The organism is Kribbella sp. NPDC003505, from assembly GCF_040610875.1.
Lineage (GTDB): Bacteria > Actinomycetota > Actinomycetes > Propionibacteriales > Kribbellaceae > Kribbella.
This window is the reverse complement of record NZ_JBEXNA010000009.1, coordinates 170,922-189,352: the sequence shown is the minus strand read 5'-3', so window position 1 is coordinate 189,352 and position 18,431 is coordinate 170,922. Positions and strand designations below refer to the sequence as shown.

Annotated in this window: 18 protein-coding genes and 3 pseudogenes; 14 read left to right on the top strand and 7 right to left on the bottom strand. The window is 68.9% G+C overall.

All coding sequences use genetic code 11. From position 1 onward, the window contains the following. Window positions 1-30: 30 nt before the first annotated feature. Window positions 31-600, bottom strand: a complete 570-nt coding sequence (locus tag ABZX12_RS28975; RefSeq protein WP_355698206.1) for an OsmC family protein — start codon at window positions 598-600, stop codon at window positions 31-33. Between the two features lie 13 nt (window positions 601-613). Then, window positions 614-1,795 (bottom strand): NAD(P)/FAD-dependent oxidoreductase, encoded by a 1,182-nt coding sequence (locus ABZX12_RS28970; RefSeq protein ID WP_355698204.1) that lies wholly within the window; start codon window positions 1,793-1,795, stop codon window positions 614-616. 148 nt (window positions 1,796-1,943) lie between these two features. Between ABZX12_RS28970 and ABZX12_RS28965 the strand changes: the two genes are divergently transcribed. Together ABZX12_RS28965 and ABZX12_RS28960 are read left to right on the top strand one after the other, a co-directional pair. Then, window positions 1,944-2,621: an AzlC family ABC transporter permease gene (locus tag ABZX12_RS28965; protein WP_355698202.1), complete on the top strand. Its 678-nt coding sequence runs from the start codon at window positions 1,944-1,946 to the stop codon at window positions 2,619-2,621. Further along, window positions 2,618-2,935, top strand: coding sequence for an AzlD domain-containing protein (locus ABZX12_RS28960; RefSeq protein ID WP_355698200.1), 318 nt, complete (start codon window positions 2,618-2,620; stop codon window positions 2,933-2,935). Before ABZX12_RS28965 ends, ABZX12_RS28960 begins: the two co-directional genes overlap by 4 nt. Here ABZX12_RS28960 and ABZX12_RS28955 read toward each other — a convergent pair. Next, the gene (locus tag ABZX12_RS28955) at window positions 2,910-3,368 is read right to left on the bottom strand and encodes a hypothetical protein (protein WP_355698198.1); all 459 of its coding nucleotides are present in this window, start codon (window positions 3,366-3,368) and stop codon (window positions 2,910-2,912) included. The two genes, ABZX12_RS28960 and ABZX12_RS28955, sit on opposite strands and share 26 nt — an antisense overlap. A gap of 310 nt (window positions 3,369-3,678) precedes the next feature. On the opposite strand from ABZX12_RS28955, the pseudogene ABZX12_RS28950 reads away from it, so the two are divergent. From ABZX12_RS28950 to ABZX12_RS28940, 3 genes and pseudogenes are all read left to right on the top strand, one after another. Further along, window positions 3,679-4,316 (top strand): annotated as a pseudogene (locus ABZX12_RS28950) (transposase); the annotation flags it as partial. 499 nt (window positions 4,317-4,815) lie between these two features. Then, on the top strand, window positions 4,816-5,490 hold the full coding sequence (locus tag ABZX12_RS28945; RefSeq protein WP_355698196.1) for a GAF and ANTAR domain-containing protein: 675 nt from the start codon (window positions 4,816-4,818) through the stop codon (window positions 5,488-5,490). A 112-nt stretch (window positions 5,491-5,602) separates the two neighbouring features. After that, a complete protein-coding gene (locus ABZX12_RS28940) occupies window positions 5,603-5,809 on the top strand; it encodes a hypothetical protein (protein WP_355698194.1) in 207 nt (68 codons plus the stop codon). Between the two features lie 89 nt (window positions 5,810-5,898). On the opposite strand, the gene ABZX12_RS28935 is transcribed toward ABZX12_RS28940, so the two are convergent. Together ABZX12_RS28935 and ABZX12_RS28930 are read right to left on the bottom strand one after the other, a co-directional pair. Beyond that, window positions 5,899-7,008 carry a beta-propeller fold lactonase family protein gene (locus tag ABZX12_RS28935; RefSeq protein WP_355698192.1) on the bottom strand — a complete coding sequence of 370 codons (1,110 nt, stop codon included), beginning with the start codon at window positions 7,006-7,008 and terminating at the stop codon, window positions 5,899-5,901. A gap of 114 nt (window positions 7,009-7,122) precedes the next feature. Continuing rightward, a complete protein-coding gene (locus tag ABZX12_RS28930; protein ID WP_355698190.1) occupies window positions 7,123-7,272 on the bottom strand; it encodes a hypothetical protein in 150 nt (49 codons plus the stop codon). A gap of 34 nt (window positions 7,273-7,306) precedes the next feature. Here ABZX12_RS28930 and ABZX12_RS28925 point away from each other — a divergent pair, with 34 nt between their 5' ends. Both ABZX12_RS28925 and ABZX12_RS28920 read left to right on the top strand, forming a co-directional pair. After that, window positions 7,307-7,939: a glutamate-cysteine ligase family protein gene (locus ABZX12_RS28925; RefSeq protein WP_355698189.1), complete on the top strand. Its 633-nt coding sequence runs from the start codon at window positions 7,307-7,309 to the stop codon at window positions 7,937-7,939. Then, window positions 7,918-8,220 (top strand): hypothetical protein, encoded by a 303-nt coding sequence (locus ABZX12_RS28920; protein WP_355698188.1) that lies wholly within the window; start codon window positions 7,918-7,920, stop codon window positions 8,218-8,220. The genes ABZX12_RS28925 and ABZX12_RS28920 overlap by 22 nt, the downstream gene beginning before the upstream one ends. Before the next feature lie 27 nt (window positions 8,221-8,247). Here ABZX12_RS28920 and ABZX12_RS28915 read toward each other — a convergent pair whose 3' ends face one another. Further along, on the bottom strand, window positions 8,248-9,687 hold the full coding sequence (locus ABZX12_RS28915; protein WP_355698186.1) for an ATP-binding protein: 1,440 nt from the start codon (window positions 9,685-9,687) through the stop codon (window positions 8,248-8,250). 196 nt (window positions 9,688-9,883) lie between these two features. Between ABZX12_RS28915 and ABZX12_RS28910 the strand changes: the two genes are divergently transcribed. From ABZX12_RS28910 to ABZX12_RS28900, 3 genes are all read left to right on the top strand, one after another. Continuing rightward, on the top strand, window positions 9,884-10,813 hold the full coding sequence (locus tag ABZX12_RS28910; RefSeq protein ID WP_355698184.1) for an alpha/beta hydrolase: 930 nt from the start codon (window positions 9,884-9,886) through the stop codon (window positions 10,811-10,813). Next, window positions 10,810-11,583 carry an SDR family oxidoreductase gene (locus ABZX12_RS28905; protein WP_355698183.1) on the top strand — a complete coding sequence of 258 codons (774 nt, stop codon included), beginning with the start codon at window positions 10,810-10,812 and terminating at the stop codon, window positions 11,581-11,583. Before ABZX12_RS28910 ends, ABZX12_RS28905 begins: the two co-directional genes overlap by 4 nt. A 265-nt stretch (window positions 11,584-11,848) precedes the next feature. Further along, window positions 11,849-12,394, top strand: coding sequence for an ATP-binding protein (locus tag ABZX12_RS28900; RefSeq protein WP_355698492.1), 546 nt, complete (start codon window positions 11,849-11,851; stop codon window positions 12,392-12,394). Between the two features lie 401 nt (window positions 12,395-12,795). On the opposite strand, the gene ABZX12_RS28895 is transcribed toward ABZX12_RS28900, so the two are convergent. After that, window positions 12,796-15,630 carry an AAA family ATPase gene (locus ABZX12_RS28895; RefSeq protein WP_355698181.1) on the bottom strand — a complete coding sequence of 945 codons (2,835 nt, stop codon included), beginning with the start codon at window positions 15,628-15,630 and terminating at the stop codon, window positions 12,796-12,798. Window positions 15,631-15,922: 292 nt separating this feature from the next. Here ABZX12_RS28895 and ABZX12_RS28890 point away from each other — a divergent pair, with 292 nt between their 5' ends. The 4 genes and pseudogenes from ABZX12_RS28890 to ABZX12_RS28875 all read left to right on the top strand — a co-directional run. Continuing rightward, window positions 15,923-16,420, top strand: a complete 498-nt coding sequence (locus ABZX12_RS28890; RefSeq protein WP_355698180.1) for a DNA starvation/stationary phase protection protein — start codon at window positions 15,923-15,925, stop codon at window positions 16,418-16,420. Then, window positions 16,420-17,019 carry a sulfite oxidase-like oxidoreductase gene (locus ABZX12_RS28885; RefSeq protein WP_355698178.1) on the top strand — a complete coding sequence of 200 codons (600 nt, stop codon included), beginning with the start codon at window positions 16,420-16,422 and terminating at the stop codon, window positions 17,017-17,019. Before ABZX12_RS28890 ends, ABZX12_RS28885 begins: the two co-directional genes overlap by 1 nt. Further along, window positions 16,908-17,591 (top strand): annotated as a pseudogene (locus ABZX12_RS28880) (FAD-binding oxidoreductase); the annotation flags it as partial. The gene ABZX12_RS28885 and the pseudogene ABZX12_RS28880, both read left to right, overlap by 112 nt. Before the next feature lie 27 nt (window positions 17,592-17,618). Further along, a pseudogene (locus tag ABZX12_RS28875) lies at window positions 17,619-18,422 on the top strand (ATP-binding cassette domain-containing protein); the annotation flags it as partial. Between the last annotated feature and the right edge of the window lie 9 nt (window positions 18,423-18,431).

Sequence of the window (18,431 nt, the reverse complement as noted above, 5' to 3'; positions counted from 1 at the left end):
GCCCCGGAGCAGACCGGCCCTGTGGGGGGATCAGGCGGTCGCGACGTCGACCGATACCGGGACGCCGTGCGTCATGACGTCGTACACCGCGGAGCGCTTCATCGACTGCTCGACCAGTGCCTTGAGCTTGTCGGCTTCAGCGTCGCCCTTGACGTGGAAGACCACGCGGATCGTTTCGTAGCCGTTGCGCACCTCGGGATCGAGTCCGAGGATGCCGAGCAGGTTGATGTCGCCCTCGACGGTCGAGGTGACCTCCTCGAGGTCGATGCCGCGGGCCGCCGCGATGTTCGCGAGTCCGGCGGTCAGGCAGGCGGCGAGTGCGTGCAGCAGATGCTCGGCCGGCGTGGGTCCTTGGTCGGTGCCGCACAGCACCGGCGGGTGGTCGGCGTCGAAGTGGAAGTCCGCGGTACGGGCGTTCTCCTGCCCGGCCCCGTAGTAGCGGTTGATCGTGCCGCGGTTGTGGGTGCCGCTGATCCACCGGTTGGTGGCGCGGAACTGGAACCGGGCGATTTCGGGTTGGGCCTTGACGGCGTCGAGGGTCGCGAACAGTGTGGCGGTGTCGACCCCGTTGCGGTGGCTGTCGGTGGCGGTTGCGGTCATGGTGCTGTTCCTTTCAAGCGGCCAGATGCGCTGTGAGTCCGGGAAACGAGGCCAGTTCGTCGGCCTCACGCTCGAGTGCCTCGCTGAGCCGCAGCTGCAGTTCGACGAAGCGGTCGGGCGCTGGGAAGGCGGTGAGGGCGCGGGTCAGCTCGAACACCTCGCGCGCCATCAGATCGCGGTTCTGCTGGTACGACGTCATCGCGGCCGGCTCGTCGCGCGGGTCGCCGAGACTGTCGTTGACGGCGGTCGCGAGGAGCTCGGCGTCCCGGAACGCGTCGGTGATGCCATGCCCGGTGATCGGGTCCCGGTGGTAGCCGGCGTCGCCGACGAGCGCCCAGCCGGGGCCGTGGGCCTGACGACGGTAGTTCGGCAGATCGGCGGTACCGCGGAGTCTCGTGGTGATCTCGCCGACTTGCTCGCCCAGCTGGGGTACGAGTTCTTCGAGCTGCTGGACGAAGACGGGGATGCGCGCCGAGCCCGCCGTACGGATCGGTTCGAGGAGCGGGGTCGGACGGATCAGCCAGACGCAGGCGGTGTCGTCATGCGTCGGGAAGGCACCGGCGAAGGTGTCCTTTGCGATGTGGAACTCGTAGGTGTCGGGTCTGAGTCCGGTCACGTACGTGTAGAAGACCGCGCAAGGTGAGGTGAAGTGCTCGAGCGTCTCGGCGCCGAAGTACCCGGCCATCCGCGACCTCCTGCCGTCTGCGCCGATGACGATGCGAGCAGGTAGCTCGATCAGTTCGCCACTCGCGGTTCGACCGGTGATGCCGGTGACGCGCCCGTTGTCCGAGCGCAGTACGCCGGTCGCCGTCACGCCGGTGTGGAGTTCGGCCCCCGCCTCGACGGCTGCGTCGACGAGGAGGCCGTCGAGGATGTGGCGGCGTGGCGCGACGAGCGCATCCACGCCCGCGCGTTCCTTGATCCGCCGTACCTTTGTCACGCCCTGCGCATCGAACAGCACCTGGGTGATCGCGGGTGCGCCGCTCGCGAGCACGCGACCGAGCAGTCCCCAGCGCGACAGCTGGACCACACCGCCGCGCAGCAGCCCGTGGGTCGACAGCGTGTCGCTCGGCAGTTGCGCCTTGTCGACCATCACGACGTTGCGGCCCAGCTCGGCCAGCAACTTCGCGGTGGCCGCACCGGCACAGCGTGCGCCTACGACGAGTACGTCGTACATCTTCTGCCCCCATCTCATCGTGATGGGACGACTCTGCGTCGTTGCGGCGGGCAGATGCTTGGAGAGGATGTGGAGGCCGGGTGGAGGGACGATCTCCACGAGTTCTCCACATTTCCTGCTGTCGCTAGCCAAGCGGTCTACGCGCGACCGGCCTGAAGGTTGTGGCATGAGGACTTTTGTCGACAGCCGGCCATCTGAGCTGGCGTTACGCGACACCGCGTCGGTGGCGCTGGGGCTGGGCGCGTTCGGTGTGACCCTCGGGGTGACGATGTCCGCTCTCGGAATCGGCGCGCTGCCCGGCCTGATCGGTGCGGCCGCTGTGTACGGCGGCAGCGCGCAACTGACCGCGGTGACACTCATCCACGCCGGTGCCGCGTTTCTGGCAGTTGTCGTGTCGGCGGCGATCGTGAACGCGCGGATGCTTCTGTACGGCGCGTCGCTGTCGCCGCGGTTCAGCGACCAGCCGACCTGGTTCCGCTGGCTGGCGCCGCAGTTCGTCATCGACCAGACGTACCTGCTGTCCGGCGCGCGGCCCGAGCTCGTCGGGCGCGCGTTCCGGCGCTACTGGGGATCTCTCGGCGCGTTCATCCTGGTGGTGTGGTGCGGCTCGATCGCGGTCGGCATGCTCGCCGGTCCCGCGCTACCGGACCTGCCGCACCTCACCTTCGTCGGCACCGCGATGTTCCTCGGCCTCCTGGCACCCCGGCTGACCAGCCGCCCTGCTGTCGCTGCTGCTCTGACCGGCGGACTGGTCGCTGCCGTGGTTGGCCTGGTCCGCCCGGAGCTCGGCATCCTCTGTGGAGCCATGAGCGGCGTCATGGCCGGATCGGCGGCCCGACGATGACCGCGCTTCTCGCCCTCCTCGCTCTGGGCGCTATCAGCTGGGTACTCCGCATCATCTTCATCACCCTGGTCCCGGCCGACCGGCTACCGGCCCGCCTCCGCGACGGACTCGAGTACCTGGCGCCGGCGGTGCTCTCGTCGATCATCGCGGTGGAGCTCATGCGCCTCGTCCACGACGCAGAATCCCTCGACCTGACAATCCTCCTGGCCGGCGCCGCCACCATCGGCTGGGTAGCCCACCGCACCCGAAACATCTCCCTCGCCTGCGGACTGGGCGTCGCCGTCGTACTCATACTTGACTACGCACCCCTCTGAGCCCGGGTGTGCCCGAAGGGCTGGCCGCGGGGGCGCGGGCCTTCGTCTCGGCGGTCGGCAGGTCGAGGATTCGCGCCGCGTCGCGGAGGCCGACCAGGACGTGGTCGCCAGTCGGGGGCGCTGGCTGGCGTACGGCGAGGGGGCGGGCGAGTTGGCGGCGCCACAGGATCTGGTACCGGCGTACGGGGAGCAGGGGGCCGGTGGCCGCGAGTGTGCGGGTGTGAATCAGGGCCCACAGGTCGGCGGTGGTGCAGTCGAGGATCGCGATCGCCTCGTGCACGGTGATCGGTTGGGCCAGGTGTTCGACGTCGCTGGTGCGGTAGCGGCGGTGGTGGTGCCCGGGGTGGACGGTGAGGATGCCGGCCTTGGCGAGCAATTGGACCCGTTGCCGGGTGTCGTGCAGCAGGGCCGCGGCTTGGGATGCGGTAAGCATCGGGTCGGAGGCGAGGCGAGGCTCGCCGCTGCCCGGTTCGGCGGGAGCATCAGCTCGCCCTGGGATCGGCCGGTCGGAGGTCACGGCGTCGTACGGTGACGTGTCCGTGTGGCGATGCTGGGCACGCCCGTGATCCTACGGCGCGGCACGCGCCGGGATCGGTTTGCTGGCTGGGGGAGTGGTTCGGTGAGGGTGCAGGCGTGTCCCGGCCACTGGGCGACAGCGTCGTGTCTGCGGGCTCGATGCCCTGCAGTATTCGACTCCCGGCTTGCGCCGGCCCGGGGAGGCGCGGTTACGGGTCGCGTCTCCCCTGCTTGGCGAGGCGCTCGCCGAAGCGTCACCTGATCTGATGCGCTCGCTGTTGCAGTCGATCATCAACGCGTTGCTGTCGGCCGATGCTGACGCGGTGGTCGGCGCCGAGTGGGGACGACCCCGGCCGGCCCGCGCGGCGCAGCGCAACGGCTACCGGCACCGCGACCTGGACACCCGCGTCGGCACCGTCGGCGTCGCGATCCCGAAGCTCAGGAAGGGCACCTACTTCCCGGAGTGGCTGCTGGAACGTCGCAAACGCGCCGAGTCCGCGCTGACCACCGTGGTGGCCGACTGCTACCTCGCCGGCGTGTCCACGCGGCGGATGGACAAGCTCGTCAAGACCCTCGGCATCGACTCACTGTCCAAGTCCCAGGTCAGCAGGATGGCCGCCGACCTGGACGCAATCGTCGAGGACTTCCGGCACCGGCCACTGGACGCATCCGGGCCGTTCACGTCGTGGCCGCCGACGCGTTGACGATGAAGGTCCGCGAAGGCGGCCGCGTGGTCAACGCCGTCGTACTGCTGGCCACCGGCATCAACGGCGACGGCCACCGCGAGGTGCTTGGCCTGCGCGTGGCCACGTCCGAGACCGGCCCGGCCTGGAACGAGTTCTTCGCCGACCTCGTCGCCCGCGGCCGTACCACCGGATACGCGAGAAATCCACGTCCGGCAGGCTGGATCCACTCAAGCCGACCATCATCCAGGATCGCACCAACAGGCCGGCCGAAGGCCCTACGAACCTGCTCCGTCACTGCTCCGTGGAACACCGGCAAACGTTGGTCAACGATGACTTCGGGTGAGCAGCAAATGCCCAGGTCAGAGGCCACATTGGGGCGGTCCGGCCACGGACCGCCGTGAGCACCAGCAAGATCCTGGACATCTTCGAAGGCACCCAACAAATCCAGCAGCTCATCGTGGCCCGCTGGTTGTTGGGCAAGACGTCGGCCGAGCTGAAATAGCCCTGCCTGCAGGGGCTTCCGTCCTGGTCCGTGCCTGGTCCGTCAACCGCCGCGCAAGTTGCGTCAGCCGGCGATCGACGGCCTGCCGGGCCCGTGCTGGTCGATATGGAGCAGACTGGGGCTTGGGTGATTGCCATGCCTGTCGACGAGAGAGGCTTGTTGTGGACGTTACGCGGTTGTTCGAGGCGATGGAGAGGGTGGCCGATTCGCTGCGGTTCCCGGTCGACGGGGACGACGCGGCGAAGATGCTTACTCTGAGTGCGGTGGACACCATCGATTCGATTGACCATGCCAGCATCTCGGTGACCGCCATGGACGGCCGGATCCAGACGCTGGCGCCGACCGACGAGGTGGTGGCGCGGGCCGACGCATTGCAGTACGAGCTGGGACAGGGGCCGTGTATCGAGGCGGCGCTGGACGAACCGGTCGTGCAGGTCGACGACCTGGGTGACGATCCACGCTGGCCGGTGTTCGGGCCGAAGGTCGCCGAGACGCTCGGTTTGCGGGCACAGGTGGCGTTTCAGTTCCGGGCTGATCCGCAGGTGCGCGGGGCACTCAACCTCTACGCCGACCGGCCGCACAGCATCGGCGCCGACGATCGGCTGATGGGGATGATGTTCGCCAAACTTGCCGCGGTTGCCTTGGGCTGGACCCGCGACGACGCCAGCGCGTCTGCGACGCTGGACCCGCACGAAGAGATCGGGAAGGCGGTCGGTATCGTGATGGAGCGTTACCAGGTGGACCCGGACCGGGCGTTCGCGATCTTGGTGCACACATCGCAGAGCCACAACATCAAGTTGCGGAAAGTTGCCGCCGACATCGTGGCCGAAGCGGCGCGCAGACCTAAGTAGCCTGGGGCAACGTCATGGCTGCGACCCGCCGCCGAGCCGGGGTGGTTTGCAGCCGCCGTCAAGCGGTTACCTGGGACGAATCAGCCGCCGCGCAGCTCTAAGGACTGACCCGATGAGCAGCAACGACGAGCGCGAAGACCCAGACTGGGACAGGGCCGACCCGTCCGCGGTCATCGGAATCGCCGAAGGGATCCTGATCGAGCGGTACCACATCCCTGGCCCGATGGCTTCCGCCTTGCTGGAATCGTTCGCCACGGCCGCCGACATGTCCGTGATCGACGCGGCTCGCTGGCTACTGAGCACGGGCCGGCTTCCTTGACGACCGCCGCATTGGCGGCGGATTGCAGGCCGCTGCCCGCATCGCGGTGGTCGTGCGGGCAGCGGTTGCGGCGTTGGTCGCCTGTGATGTCAGTCGGTGGCGAGGCCTGCGGTTCCGCTCGTGGCGGCGCCGGCCGTGTCCTGCTGGGATGTCAGGTCGCCGTTGTGAGACACGGCGTACGAGGCGATGTTCCCGTTGCCGAGGCGGATCTGCAGCGTCGTGCCGTCCGGGCTGAGGGCGGCGTCGGTGCCGCCTCCGGAGGTGCGAGCGGCGACGGCCTGCAGCAAGGAGACTCGCCCGTCGGTGCTGATGCGGTACGACGAGACGGTCGAGCTGGCCGCGTTGACTGTGAACGCGTAGCGGCCGTCCCGGGTGGTGACGAGCCAGCAGGCAGCCGCCTGGGTGTCGCTCACGGACGGGCTGATCGTGCGTAGGCGGCCGAAGCTGACGGCGTACGACGACACCGCGCTCGGGCCCGCCTCGGACACGATGGCGTGGCCGTGGCGGTCGAAGTCGAAGCCATACGGCGTCGAGCCGGCGGAGCGAGTCGGCACCGCGCGGCCCGCGTACTGGCCGTACACCGCGTAGGTGTCGATCGTCTGATCACCTTTGTGTGTGACGAGGAGATGGTGTCCGTCCGGGGTGAAGGAGATCTGCGCGGCTGCCGCGTCCGTGTCGCCGACCTTGCTGAGTTGCCTTGTCGAACCGTGGAGGGGAGTCAGGTGACCGTCCGGCCCGAGGCGAAGTCCGCTGATGGTTGCGTCGCCCTGGTTGAGGACGTACACGGAGCTTCCGTGGACCGTGACACTCACGGGCCGGTCACCGCCGGTGGGCTCGACGTCTCGCTGGACGAGACCTCGTGGGGTGATCGCCAGCGTCGAGATGGTGTCGTCGCCGGCGTTGACCACGAACAACAGGTCCCCTTGACGAACCAGCGCGTTCTGGGACGCCAGCGACGCTCCGAGCCCGAGTCCGCCGGTCGCGACGACGCTTCCTGTACGCAGCCGACCGTCGCGCAGCCGGTCGAAGATCTGGACCGCGTTGCCGGCCGCGGCGTTGGTCGCTTCGTAGACATGACCAACGACTTGCGCGTCATTGGTTGCTGTCAGCCCCTGAGCGTTGGCGACGCCGGTACCGCCGGCGGCAACCGCCGCTACCGCGAGCAGCGGCGGCAGGGAACGGGTGAACGGATTGCGCATGGTGATTGATTCCTTCGACAGAAAAGGGATGTACGCGGTCGACAGTAGATCCGAAATCGTCGCCGTCGAGTGGATCGGCCGATCGGTAAGCCGGCCGTTAGCGCCGAGCACAGGTCAGCCGTGGTTGTGTGGTGTGACGACCGGAAGGTCTGCGTCGGTATCGGCGACGATGGTGAAGTAGTTGGTGAGGATGTTCAGTGCCAGGTTGGCGACAACCTCGGCGATCTCCGCGTCGGTGACTCCTGCCGCGCGGGCGGTCGTCAACGTGACGTCGTCGACGGCGCCCCGGCTGCGAGCGATGGCGTCGGAAAGCGTCAGCAGCGCGGCGACCGGGAGGCTCCGTTCGCCAGCGCGTCGGAGAGGGCCATGTATCCCTGCAGCGCGGCGGGGCTGTTCGCCACCGCCTTCGCCATGTTGGGGATCGAGCCGAGCTTTCGCCGCTCTGCGTGCCGAGGTCGAAGGCGTTCGGGCGGCGGTCGCGGGACTCGGGATCGGGTTGGTGGAGGTCGGAGCCGATCCGCTGCGCCCGTCGTACCGGACGAACCCGAGTGCGCGATATCGCGCGATGGAACAGTACTTCGCGGCCACCGGCGCTGTCGGCCCGGGCGCGGTGACGATGAACTCGACGGCCGCCCTTCAGGTGAACCTCGAGGCAGGCCTGCGGCGGGAGTGGGCCCGGTGGGTTGCACAAGCACATCGGCTGGGTCCCGTGCTGCTGGCGGTCTCGGCGACCTCGCCCTGGCTGCACGGACGCTCGACAGGCTGGAAGTCGGCACGTCAGCGAGCCTGGCTCCAGCTCGACCGCCGGCGCACGGGTCCGGTGCTGGACGTGTTCCCGCCCGTCCGCCTGCGTGGCTACCTCGAACTGCGGTTCCTGACGCGACGCCACAGCGCTGGTGGCCGGGCGTCGTGGCCGTCACCACGACCCTGATGGACGACGTGATCGCCGCCGACCTCGCGGCTGAGGCCACCGAGCGCACGAGGTCGCTGTGGACCGAAGCGGCGCGCGACGGCCTGACCGACCCGCGGCTCGCCGAAGCTGCCCGCAGGTGCCTGCGGATCGCCGCGGACCGCGGGCCGGCCGACTTGGCCGCGTCGGTGGCCGAGCTGGCGGAGCTGGTCGAGTCCGGCCGGTCGCCAGGCGACGTCCTGGCCGAGCGGATCGAGCACATCGGCCCGCGGGCAGCGCTCGCGGAGCTGGCCCGGCTGTGATTCCTGTGACGGCGCAGCGCGCGGCGGTCAGTACTCGGGCCGTTGTGTCTCTGATGTCAGCGGCAGGCGCACGGTGAAACGGGTGTCTCCTGGTGACGACTCGACCGACAGTTCACCGTGGTGTTTGCCGACCACGATCCGCCAGGAGATGTCGAGGCCCAGACCCAGCCCTGCACCGACCGGTTTGGTTGTGAAGAACGGTTCGAAGATGCGGCTCCTGATCTCCTCGGGCACCCCCGGTCCGGTGTCGCCGATCTCGACCAGGACCTGGTCGTTGTCGCGGGCGGTGCGGACGGTCAGCCGGCCGCGGCCGTTCATCGCGTCGACGGCGTTCTCGACGAGATTCGTCCACACCTGGTTGAGTTCGGCAGCGTAGACCGGGACGGCGGGCAGGCTGCGGTCGAGATCGGTGACGACCGTGATGTTGTCGCCGATCGTGTGGGCGAGCATCATCAGGGTGCTCTCCAGCAGCTGGTTCAGGTCGACCTCGCGGTACGGCGTACGGTCCACCTGTGAGTACTGCTGTGCTGCCGTGACGAGGGTGGAGATCCGGGACGTGGAGTCGTCGATCTCGTCCAGCGACAGCTCGAGATCGATCGTGTGGTGCAACCAGTCGAACGCAGCTTCGAGGGCCGGGCTGTCACCGACAGCTTCTGCGACGGCTTCGAGCCACTCGACGTCCCACCCGGCCTGCACGAAGGTGGGAGCCGTCCGCCAGCCAGTGGTGATTCCGTGGACCTCGAACCAGCCGGTCAGCTCGTCCTCACGGTCGGTTGCGTCGAGCGGGCTCAGCGACGGAGTCTCGACGAGATGCTCGAGAGCCTTGTGCTGCAGGGTTTCCAGTGACTTCCACGCGGCAAGGTCGAGGCCTTGCCGGACAGACGACTCGACGCGTCGCAGTCCGGCGAGTCGCTCCCGCAGAGCGGCCGTCGCACGCATCGCTGCGGCGGTGGGGTTGTTCAACTCGTGCATCAGGCTCGCTGACAAGGAGCCCAGAGCAAGCAGCCGCTCGTGCTCACTGATCGCCCGCTGCGTGTTCTTCATGCCGAGGAACAGGCCTTCCAGCAGGTGCAACGGCATCGGGAACCACTCACGCATGATCGCCGCGAACTTGTCCGCGGCCAGGACGTACAGTCGTGACGGCCGGGTCGCCCGCAGAGTGTTGTCCAGTGTCTGACTGACGCCTTCGCCGAAGAACGGTCGCCAGGCTCCTGCGTACGCGCCGACCTGGCTGGTCCGATTGATCTCGGTGTCCTCGTGGCCGACCCGGCGGGAGATGACCAGTTCACCGTCCAGCAGTACATAGAACGAGGTCGCGACGTCGTTCTCCCGGTAGATGTAACCGGCCTCGAAGAGCTCCACGCGCCCGTTACGGCACAGCCAATCCAGCTGATGCTCGTCGAGCCTCTCGAACAGAAACAGCGTTCTGAGCTCGGTCACGTCGCAGGGCACGCTTCGGGTCACCATGCCGACATCGTCAAGGCCGGGCGAGTCGGCCGCATCTGGGAACACACCAGGCAGGCCCCGGTCCAGCACACCGGCCCTGCCGCGCACCGGGGATCTGCCGGAAGCGAGTGGACAGACGCCGCGGCCATGGTGAGGAGATCCGCAGGTGCAGCTCGTCAGCACCGACACCTCACCGGCGATTCAAGGAGAAGCGGACATGTCACCTGTACACCACCGGTACGCCGAGGTAGCCGGACGGCAACTGTTCTACCGGGAGGCCGGACCGCCGGACGCGCCGGTCGTCGTCCTCCTGCACGGGTTCCCGACCAGTTCGTTCATGTTCCGCAACCTCATCCCGGAGCTGGCCGAGAACTACCGGGTCATCGCTCCGGACCATCTCGGGTTCGGTCTGTCCGATGCTCCGTCGGCGGACGACTTCGAGTACACCTTCGATGCGCTGACCGACCTGACCGCCGGCTTGCTCGCCGCTCTGGGCGTCGAACGGTACGCGCTGTACGTCCAGGACTACGGGGCGCCGATCGGTTGGCGGCTGGCCCTGCGCGCCCCGGCTGCCATCACCGCCATCATCACCCAGTCCGGCAACGAGTACGACGCCGGCTTCGTCGAGAGCTTCTGGCGAACGGTCTGGGACTACCAGCGCGAACAGACGCCGGAGACCGAGGCAGCGATCAGGCAGGCGTTGACCCTCGAGGTCACCCGCTGGCAGTACGTGACCGGCGTACCCGACGAGACGCTTGTCAGTCCGGACACGTGGCACCACGACTACAACCTGCTCACGCGGCCCGGCAACGACCAGATCCAACTGGCGTTGTTCCGCGACTACAAGACGAACCCCGCCATGTACCCGGAGCTGCACGAGTATCTGCGCGCCAGTGGTGTGCCCGTGCTGGCGGTGTGGGGCCGTGGCGACGAGATCTTCGGCCCGGCCGGCGCGGAGGCCTTCGCGCAGGACGCTGCCGACGCTGAGATCCACCTCCTCGAGGGAGGTCACTTCCTTCTCGAGAGCGCCGGCCCTGAGGTAGCCGCACTGGTGCGGGACTTCCTCAGTCGAAGGGTCGCACCCCAGGGCAAGCACGCGATGACCGCAGGACAACAGGAAATGACAGGGATTGGAGAACACTCATGACGTACAACTTCAACGGTCACAAGCTGGTCGTGATCGGCGGAAGCAGCGGGATGGGGCGGCAGACCGCCATCGACGTCGTCCGGGGCGGCGGTACGGCGGTCATCGTCGGCCGCAACCAGGACCATGTCGACGAGACGGTGAAGACGCTGTCCGGCGACGGCCAGGCGTGGGGGATCGTGGCCGACCTGGCCAACCGTGACGAAGTCGCCAGGGCACAGCACCAACTGGCGACGGAGCACGCCGACGCGACGCTTCTGGTCAACGCGGCCGGCATCTTCGTCCCGAAACCCTTCCTCGACCACGACGGGGACGACTACGACTCCTACCTCGAGCTCAGCCGGGCCATCTTCTTCCTGACCCAGACGGTGGTGCGCGGGATGGTTGCGGCAGGTCACGGGGGTTCGATCGTCAACATCGGGAGCATGTGGGCTCATCAGGCCGTCGCCGCAACGCCGTCCAGTGCCTACTCGATGGGTAAGGCCGGGCTGCATGCACTCACCCACAACCTCGCTCTCGAGCTCGGTGACCAGCAGATCCGGGTCAACGCCGTCGCACCGGCCGTCGTGGCGACACCGATCTACCGGGCCTTCGTTCCCCCGGAGCAGATCGAGGCGACCATCGAGAGCTTCAACGGCTTCCACCCATTGGGCCGGGTGGGCTCGGCCGAGGACGTCGCGTCGGCCATCACCTATCTCCTCTCGGAGGAGGCCGGCTGGGTGACAGGCACGATTCTGAACGTCGACGGCGGAGTGATGGCCGGACGCAACTAGGCCCTGGACGTTCGCGAGCCGAAAGCCTTGCTGCTTCGCGCGTCGCGGCGCGAGTGCGCCACAATAGGGTGCTCGGGCAAACGGCCGACGGAGCGTAGGAGGTCTCGCGATGAGGGGCAGGTCGACGCGGCTGGGGCGTCCGGTGCTGCCGGCTCCGGTGCGTTAGTCCTGTGGTGCACTTCCGGCGAGGCGAGTGCGACCTGCTCGACCGCATCGTCGACGAGGTGGGCTCGGGCGAGAGCAGGGTGCTGGTCCTCCGTGGTGAATCGGGATCGGGAAGACAGACCTGATCGAGTATGTGGCAGGGCGGGTGGCCGGCTGGCGTTCGGTGCGGGCCAGTGGGGTCGAGTCCGAGCAGGAGCTTGCGTTCGCCGGTCTGCATCAGGTGTGCGCGCCGGTGCTCGAGTTCATCGAGACGCTGCCCACGCCACAGCAGGAGGTGCTGCGCACCGCATTCGGCCTCGCCCCCGGCAAGCCGCCGGACCGGTTCGTCGTCGGTCTGGCGGTTCTGGGACTGCTCGGCGAGGCATCGCGGGACCGTCCGCTGCTCTGCCTGATCGACGACGCACAGTGGCTGGATCAGGCATCGGCGCAGGTCCTCGGGTTCGTGACGCGCCGGTTGCGCCGGCAACCCGCTGGCTCTGCTCGAGCTTCCGCGGGGCTTCACGCGGGCCGAGCTCGCGGGCGGATTCGGGTCCTTCGGGCCGGTGGTGCTGCCGGGGCGTATCGAGGAGAGCTTCCTGCGCCAGATGGCGACGCTGTCACCCGTGACGCGGGAGGTGCTGCTCGCCATACCAGCACCGGTCGGTGACTCGGTGCTGGTATGGCGCGGTCGCTCGCCTCGGGATCGTGGTGGATGCCGACGTAGCGCGGGAGGCGGCGGAGCGGTTCGTGGATCTCGGCGTACGGATCCGGTTCCGGCACCCGTTGCTGCGGTCGGCCGTCTATCGCGCGGCGACGAGCGAGGAACGGCGGCGAGTTCACTGGGCCCTCGGCGAGGTGACCGATGCCGGCACGGATCCCGACCGCCGGGCCTGGCACCGTGCTCAGGCTGCCGAGGCCCCCGACGAAGCCATCGCGGCCGAACTGCAGGAGTGCGGGCGGCGAGCGCATGCACGCGGGGCTGCGACTGCCGCGGCGGCCTTCCTCGAAAGGGCCGCCGTCTCACGTCCAGGCGACAGCTGCAGCGTTGACTCCGGGCCGTCGGCTCCCTCAGTGGCCTGCGGCCAGGACGTCCGGCCCGTCGCCGGTCAGGGCGTCGGTAGCCGCCTGCAGTACGAGGTGCAGTTCCGTCCTGGACGTGATTCCGAGCTTGGCGAAGACCTTGTGCAGGTGGTACTCGACCGTGCGGGGACTGAGGAACAACCGGGCACCGATCTCGGAGTTGCTGAGCCCGTCGCGTGCCAGGTAGCCGATCCGGGACTCCTGAGTCGTCAGCTGGAGGCCGGTCTCGACGTTGCGCTTGCGGACCCGCTCGCCGGTGGCCAGCAGTTCGGTGCTTGCACGCAGGGCGAACCCCTCGGCGCCGATCGTTGCGAACATCTGCTGGGCAGCTCGCAACGGCTCGCGAGCGTCGACGCGCCTGTTCTGCCGTCGCAGCCACTCGCCGTAGAGCAGTTGGGCTCTGGCGAGTTGGACACGGATGCCGGTCTCGGACAGCCGGTCGATGGCCTCCCGGTACAGCGGCTCGGCCGCCGGCGCGTCGGCGAGCAGCGCGTGGGCGGCTGCTCGCACGCCGAGTGCCCAGGGAGTCCGCGAGGCCTCGGCATCGGCATCGAGCCGGGACAACGCCGCGGCAGCCACGTCGCGTCGCCCACAGCGCGTCCCCGCCTCGATCAATTCGGCCCGCGCCCAGCCGGACAGGGCGAGTTGGTCGGCCTCGACGGCTTCGCGGGCGGCTGCCAGGGCTTGCTCGTAGTGTCCCGCGCTGTTGTGCAGCACAGCCTCCGCCAGTTGGGTGGCGGCCAGTGTCAGGGCGTCGCCACGCTGCCGAGCTTGCCTGCGCGCTGTCGGCAGCGCCCCGCGCAGGAGGTCTCTTCTCCCCTGCCAGGCGGCGAGCATCAGAGATGCGGGGGTCGGGGGCCCGCCGACCGTACTCAGTGCGCGGGTGTTTCCGCGGGCGATGGCGTCGTGCGCTGCCTGGAAGCGGCCACGGAACAGGTCGATCAGAGCAGCCTGCGTGAACGGGTGGCCCAGCGGCGGCGCCACGTGCCCGGCGGCACGGTCCTCACCGCGTTCGTCACGGTTCCGGGCGGTCAGCGTCGCCCAGGAGTCCTCGTTCCATCCGTCAGCAGCGGCCAAGCCGGCCAGCCAGGACCATCCACGTGCCGCGAGGTCCAGGCTGTCACCGCCGAATGCCTTGAGCGCCCGGGAGAGGGCATCAGCCGCAGCGTCCGGCCCGTCGATTGCCCTGGCTGTCAGCGCTTCGAGGAGCAGATCGACCGGGTCAGCCGATCCTTCGGCAGCTGAGTCACGTGCGGCCTGTGCGGCGACTCGAACGCTGGGGGCCTCCGGACCACGACAGGAGAACATCGATGCTGCGAGGGCTTCGAGGTGTGCGTCCCGGGCCAACGCGGGTGAGTGCGCCCGGAGGCGGTGGGCCGCATCCAGCAGCAGCTGCGGGGTTGCGTCATCCCGGCGCGTGGCGAACTTGATGCGTGCCCGCTGAAACTCGATCTGCGCTTCCCGTTCCGGGTCGGCAGGCCCACTCTCCGCGATGGTCAGCAGGTGCTGCGCGGCGTCGAGGCCGCCTGCTGCGTGGTTGGCGCATGCGGCGGACAACGCGCGGCCGGCACGGACGGCCGGATCGGCCGTGAGCAGGGCGGCCCGTTCGAGGAAGGCGGCGCGCGCCGCGATCCCGCCCCGTTTTTGAGCCGTCGTCGCGTTGTGCTCCAGGTCGGCTGCGATCCGCTCGTCGAGCCCGCTGGTGGACAGCGCCAGATGCCAGGCCCGGCGATCAGCGTCCGCGTCACTGGTGATGGCCTCGGCCAGCGCCCGGTGGGCCAAACGGACCTCGGGCGGCGTCGCGCCGGCGTAGACAGCTGTCCGCAGTGTGGCGCAGCCGAACACGACCCGGGGCCCGAAGGTCAGCAAGTTCGCTGCCTCGAGTACCTCCGCGGCCGGCTTGCCGATGCCGAGCCAGTCGGCCGCCCGTGAGGCCAGCGCCGGGTCCCCGGTCGGCTCGGCAGCGACAGTCAGCAGCAGTTGCCGCGCGTCGGCGGGCAGCTGCTGTGCACGCCGTACACAGTCGTGCTCCCGGTCCCGGGAGTCGTGGCGCGGCGCCGGGAGCGCGTAACCGCCGGCGAGCTCGGCTGCAGTGACCCCATCGACCGCGTCCAGGAGCGCGCGCGGGTTTCCACGCGCCTCGAGCAGGACCCGCTCGATCACGGCTGCGTCGATCCGGCCCGGTGCAGCGGAGAGGAGCATCGAACGTGCGTCGCTCCAGGGCAACCGTTCGAGTCGCATCTCCGCAAGCCCGTCGAGCTCCGGCACGCCCGGCTGATCGCGTTCGCCGAACACAATCAGCACGCGGCTGTGTTCGGCGCGACGAACCACGAATGCCAGTACCAGCAACGAGGCCGTGTCCAGCCAGTGTGTGTCATCGACCAGACAGCACACCGGATCGCGTTCGGCGACGCAGGTGAGCAGGTTGAAGGTGGCGACGCTCACCAGCAGGCGGTCGGGCGGTTCGCCGCCGCTGAGCCCGAGCGCCGTGGAGAGCGCGGCCTGCTGCGCGGGCACGAGCCGTTCCAGGTCCTCGAGCACCGGAGCACACAGCAGGTGGAGGCCGGCGTACGGGAGATCGCGCCCGTCCGGGACGCCGCTCGCCCGCAGAACTCGGTAACCGTCTGCACAGCGAGCCACGTAGTCCAGCATCGAGCTCTTGCCGATGCCGCGTTCGCCCCGCAACCGCAGTGCCCCGGCATGTCCGGTGGACGTGTCGTGCAGCAACTGGTCCATTCGGGCGCACTCGGCGGCGCGCCCGTACAGCCGCGGCAGCTCAGACGGGGCGCATGGTCGTTCGGTGTCGGGGAGGAAGGTCGTCACGTCACCACCGTGCCGTGATCGCGCTGTCTTCGTAGCCCGAGTCGAGCACGGGTGTACCCCCGGGCCCGGGTACCGGGGAGACCCGTGGTTCACCGTGCGTCACCGGGGCGAGCGGCGGGTGCGCTGGACGACGTACCCCGATGGACGGCGCCTGGCCCTGGCCGAGGACAACCCGTGGGTCGGACCGGTGAACTCCCTGGGGCGAGTGACGGCCGCGAGTGGTGGGATCGGTTCCGATCGCCGGCGGCGAGGGCGGGCCTCGGTTCCGGAGCGATGTCAAGGAGATGGGTCGATGGAAACCGTTGCGAATGCTGTCCACCTGCCGGCGCTGGACAATCCGAACGAGCGAAACGCGGTGGGTGCCGAGTTGCAGGCGGTGCTCCAGGACCTGATCGACCTGTCCCTGATCGGCAAGCAGTTGCACTGGAGCGTGGTCGGCCCGGCGGCCCACAACCTGCACCTGTTCCTCGACGACTTGGTCGGGGAGTGGCGCGAGCTTGCGGACCTGGTGGCCGAACGCGCGGTGACCCTGGGGTTCGTCCCCGACGGTCAGTCCGTGGCGGTGGCGGACGGATCCCGGGTCGAGCCGGTGCCGGTGCGTTCCGTGCCGGATCATGCGGTGATCTGGGAGCTCGCGCGCAGGGTGGCGGGCTCGGCAGAGCGGGTACGTGAGCGGCTGGCGCCGATCGGCGCGGCGGACCTGGTCACCCAGGATGTCCTCGTCGACGTGGTCCGGACGTTGGAGAAGCAGCAGTGGCTGCTGCGCAGCCAGTTCGGGGAGAAGGTCTGATGGCGATCTCCCGGGGATTTCGCGGCCGGCCCGTCACCGAGGACGCGGCACGGGTGCCGCCGGGGCAGTACGTGACGAACGACTTCCCAGTGCTGTCGGCGGGTCCGACGCCGCAGACACGTTTGGACGCGTGGAGCTTCACCATCCGCGGCGCGGTCGAGGAACCGGTCTCGTGGTCATGGCAGGAGTTCCGCTCGCTGCCGCGAGAGACCTTCACCGTGGACATCCACTGTGTGACGAAGTGGACCAAGCTCGGTACGACCTGGTCCGGAGTCTCGGTCGACACGTTGCTGGCGGCGGCGCCTACGGAAGCGGCGTTCGCGATGGCCTTCGCCGACGGTGGTTACACCACCAACCTGCCGCTGGCCGACCTGCGTGGCCGACGGGCCTGGGTGGTCGACGAGTACAACGGTCAGCCGCTCGATCCTGAGCACGGTGGGCCCGCCCGGCTGCTGGTACCGCACCTCTACTTCTGGAAGAGCGCGAAGTGGGTGCGTGGACTGGAGTTGCGTTCTGTCGACCAGCCCGGTTTCTGGGAAATGTTCGGCTATCACAACTACGGAGACCCGTGGCGGGAACAGCGCTACACCGGCGACTGAGCTGGCAGGCCGCGACGGTGGTCAGGACGATCTACGCGACCCCTCGGGCGAAGACGATCACACTCGATGTTCCCGGCTGGACCGGCCACCGTGCGGGACAGCACGTCGATCTCCGGCTGACCGCACCTGACGGCTATCAGGCTCAGCGAAGCTACTCGATCGCGTCCGCTCCCGAGGAGCCGCAGCTGATGGTGACCGTCGAGCGGCTGGACGACGGCGAGGTGTCCCCGTACCTCGTGGACGAGCTACGAGTGGGCGACGAGCTCGAGGTGCGAGGCCCGGTCGGCGGCTACTTCGTCTGGGACGGGGATCTCGGCGACCCGCTGTTCCTGGTGGCGGGTGGTTCCGGTGTGGTCCCGCTGCGGTCGATGCTGCGGCACCACCGTGCCATTCACAGCCGGGCGCCGGTGCGGCTGCTGAGTTCGGTGCGTTCGCTGGAGTTGCTGATCTACCGCGAGGAGCTGATGCAGTTCGCGACGTACGACCAGTTCGATGTCTCGGTCACGCTGACCCGGGAACTGCCGAGTGGATGGCACGGCTACCGCGGCCGGCTCGATCAGGAGTTGCTGGCCGAGGTCGCCTGGCCCGCGGCCGACCGGCATATGTCGGTGGCCGACAACATGGGCTTCGCGCTGAAGATGCAGGGCGTCCACAAGGACGAGCGCGCCCGGCGCGTGCAGGAGGCCGCCAAGCTGCTCGGTCTGGAGGAGTACCTCGACCGCAAGCCGAAGGCGCTGTCCGGGGGCCAGCGGCAGCGGGTCGCGATGGGCCGCGCGATCGTGCGTAACCCGCAGGTGTTCTTGATGGACGAGCCGCTGTCGAACCTGGACGCCAAGCTGCGGGTGCAGACCCGCACGCAGATCGCGGAGCTGCAGCACCGGCTCGGGGTCACCACCGTCTACGTCACCCACGACCAGGTCGAGGCGATGACGATGGGCGACCGCGTCGCGGTCCTTCGCGATGGCGTGCTGCAGCAGGTGGACACCCCGCTGAATCTCTACGACCGGCCGCGGAACAAGTTCGTGGCCGGCTTCATCGGGTCGCCGGCGATGAACCTGATCACCGCCGAGATCACCGACGGCGGCGCCAGGATCGGCGACTACGTCGTACCGATCGCCCGCGACGTGCTGGCCAAGGCCGGCCACGACACGACGCTGACGCTCGGCATCCGGCCGGAGGCGTTCCACCTCGCCGACGACGGCCTGCCGGTGAAGGTCTCGGTGATCGAGGAACTCGGCTCGGACGCGTACCTGTACGGGACCGCCGAGCACACCAGCGACCAGATCATCGCCCGGATCGGCACCCGCCTGCACAACGACAAGGGCACCGTCGTCCACCTGGCGCCGGACCCCGACAAGCTGCACCTGTTCTCGACCTCCACGGAGGACCGCCTGAACGCTTGAGAAGGCCGG